Origin of the sequence: Acinetobacter higginsii (assembly GCF_000369525.1) — a bacterium.
Classification (GTDB): Bacteria; Pseudomonadota; Gammaproteobacteria; order Pseudomonadales; family Moraxellaceae; genus Acinetobacter; species Acinetobacter higginsii.
Genome location: NZ_KB850060.1, coordinates 1 through 2,298 on the forward strand (window position 1 = coordinate 1; position 2,298 = coordinate 2,298).

Annotated in this window: 3 protein-coding genes and 1 pseudogene; all 4 read right to left on the reverse strand. The window is 35.4% G+C overall.

The window, feature by feature from the left end; translation table 11 throughout:
- Nucleotides 1–531: TetR/AcrR family transcriptional regulator (locus tag F902_RS00075; protein WP_005199343.1), on the reverse strand; the 531-nt coding region annotated here is incomplete at its 3' end.
- The gene (locus tag F902_RS00080; RefSeq protein WP_005199344.1) at nt 532–876 is read right to left on the reverse strand and encodes an SMR family transporter; all 345 of its coding nucleotides are present in this window, start codon (nt 874–876) and stop codon (nt 532–534) included.
- A 261-nt stretch (nt 877–1,137) separates the two neighbouring features.
- Nucleotides 1,138–1,704, reverse strand: coding sequence for a plasmid replication DNA-binding protein (locus F902_RS00085; protein ID WP_005199347.1), 567 nt, complete (start codon nt 1,702–1,704; stop codon nt 1,138–1,140).
- Nucleotides 1,705–1,780: 76 nt separating this feature from the next.
- Nucleotides 1,781–2,298: pseudogene (locus F902_RS00090) on the reverse strand (RepB family plasmid replication initiator protein); the annotation flags it as partial.

The window sequence follows — 2,298 nt, forward strand, 5'->3', positions numbered from 1 at the left end:
ATCGTCTTCTAATTTTGAACATTGCTCATCATCAATGACTCCGGTAATACTTTGTAGCCACAACCCATCTGCTGCTAAACGAAGTAACTCTAAATCAGGATGACTATCCGTTTCTGCATGTTGAGATAATCTATTTTTTAGCCATTCCATCCAAATTTTATTAAAGGTAGGCTCTGTGATCATAGTCATTGATAACGCTGACCAAGCAGAAACCACCCCATCTATTTGATGGATAAAAGAACTATGAATATAAGCTCGTGTGAATTTACCATATTCTGTTTGATCGCGTTTAATCAAGTATTCAACTGTTTGATCTAAATCAAGAATTATTTGATTGAACATTTCTTCTATCAAATTTTTTTTATTCGGGAAATGGTGAAATACCCCCCCTTTTGTTATACCTACTGCTGTAGCAATATTTTGAATAGAAACACCAGAAATACCCTTTTGAGAAACAAGAATAGTTGCCTGTTCAAGGATGCGCTTTCGAATAACCTCTGGTTGCTTCTTTTGTTGCCGAATTTCTTTCACTTAATGACCTGCTGATTGCGAAAATAAATTAATAATTATTACGCCAGATACGATAAAACCAATTCCAATTAAAGCAGGATTATCTAGTGTCTGTTTAAAAACAAAGTAGCTAACTACAGCAGTTAGAACAATCCCAACACCAGCCCATATAGCGTATGCGATACCTAAAGGGATTGTTTTAATAACTTGTGATAATAAATAAAATGCCGTGCTAAAAAAAATAAAGACCATCACGCTTGGAAAAAGTTTTGTAAACCCTTCCGATTTAACTAAAAAACTACTTCCAATCACTTCGGAAACTATTGAAAATCCAAGTAATACATAAGCGAGTAACACACTGTTCATAAGTAATCATACCTAAAATACCCATCGGAAGGTATGTTAAATTTTCAAAAAAAAATTATCAATAATTATTTTAGATTTTCTAAAATTAACATAATACACCTTATACGAAACGTGTTATAATTAACCTTTAAATTCATATGCTTATTTAAAAGTTTATAGCCCAAACATCACTGTTTGGGCTTTTTTTATGATTTTTCACGTTCCACGCCTATTCTTTGATCAATGTTTCACAACTTTGATTAGCTCAGTTGAATAATACCCTTAGCCATTCGGCAAGAAAAACCGGCTTAACCACCCTCTTTTCGGCTGCTCCGGTTCAACCTGCTCCGGCACTGGAATCCGCTTATTTTCCGTCTGCTCCGGAGTAGTCAATCCGTCATGTTTAGCTTCTACTGTGTCCGGTTCTGGAGCTGTTTTGGCCATGCTTGGTTGCAGCGGTTCTTGATCGGTAAACGTAGTCATATTGGTTTTTGGGGCTTCTAATAGACGTTGCATTGCCTCAATTTGTTCGTCCTTAACATGTAACTGATCATTCTTAGCTTTTAATTCATCTCGTTGAAATTTCTCACGGTCATGAGCCTGTTCTAGCTGTTTTTGAAGCATGTGAACCTGTTGTTCAAGTAGGTGAACTTCTGACAACTTTCGTGTTTCGGTTGTCTGTGAACTGTTCACATGTTTAGATGGTTCACCAAAGACCCGAATAGCTTCAGAAAGATCAATTTTACCATCGCTATTCTTACTTAAATTGCCTTTATTTATTTGTTTATAAACGGCTTGACGAGTCATTCCATAGAGGTTTGAAAGCTCGATAACAGATAGTGATTTCATGTTGTAATTTAGGTTGTCTATTATGTGAACTAAGATACATTAAGAAACAGTCAACTGCTACATACACAATCAAACCTCACCCTTTAAAACCTAAATTCCTAAGATGAGGAATAAATTGCTTTTGTTGTATTGGATCTTTAAGCATTTCTTTTATTCTTGATGCCAGTACATCATAGCTTTCTCCTTGAGCTGCTAAATGAGATAGCTCATGTAAGCGAGAAAGCTGATTGCCAAACATATTGATTTGAGCGTCTGTTAGTTTATAAACCTTATCTTGTTCGCTCTGTTGATTAATGCTTTTTGATTTTTCTTTAAATGAAAAAAGAATATGGGTGACTTTACGACCAGTTTTTTTCTGCTCATAGGAAACGCTTAATGGGCTGCATTCATTTATTTGGTCTACAGCAGTATCAATTACCCGTTTTTTGAAATCTGCAAATAGAGGGTATTTTTTGCCAAGCTCTAACATGCTTCGTAAGCTCTCAACAGAGATTTCACGCTTACCTATTTGTCTGTATTGCACCAATAACTCATAAATACGAATACCATATCCACTATTGATCCCAGCAATATCTGATAGAGCATACTTAGTAA

Coding starts and splice junctions, on each gene's coding strand:
- F902_RS00080 (WP_005199344.1), bottom strand. CDS start 876: ATGAACAGTGTGTTACTCGCTTATGTATTACTTGGATTTTCAATAGTT.
- F902_RS00085 (WP_005199347.1), bottom strand. CDS start 1,704: ATGAAATCACTATCTGTTATCGAGCTTTCAAACCTCTATGGAATGACT.